The sequence below is a fragment of the Roseibium sp. RKSG952 genome, from assembly GCF_009711355.1.
The window spans coordinates 1-324 of sequence record NZ_SMMF01000168.1 but is presented as its reverse complement, the minus strand read 5'-3'; the positions used below and the strand labels follow the sequence as shown (position 1 = coordinate 324).

Annotated in this window: 1 protein-coding gene and 1 pseudogene; both read right to left on the bottom strand. The window is 64.5% G+C overall.

Features of this window, described 5'->3' with window-relative positions; translation table 11 throughout:
- The coding region (locus E1297_RS00410) for a transposase zinc-binding domain-containing protein (RefSeq protein WP_368669413.1) at positions 1 to 171 on the bottom strand (171 nt) is incomplete at its 3' end.
- Positions 172 to 181: 10 nt separating this feature from the next.
- Positions 182 to 324 (bottom strand): annotated as a pseudogene (locus E1297_RS50045) (integrase); the annotation flags it as partial.

Below are 324 nucleotides of genomic sequence, written 5' to 3'. Positions count from 1 at the left end.
GCCGCACTTGGCACAGGCCGCCACATGCCCGCCAAGCGCCTCTGTGCGACAGGTCTCGATTACCGACATGACCTTGAGCTGGTTGAGGCTGACATGCCCGGCATTGGCCCGCCGCCACGCGGGACCATGAGCCCGGAAGATGTCCGCAATCTCCAGCTTTTGCCGGGACACCCCGAGCGGGTTATTCCGGTCCGCGCTTCAGCGTCTGATCCTGCAACTGCTTCAGCCGCTCGAAGGGGCTGACCGTATCGCGGATCGTCCTGGTGGCGACATGCGTGTAGCGGGCCATTGTGCTCAGCTTGGCATGGCCGAGCAGCACCTGGA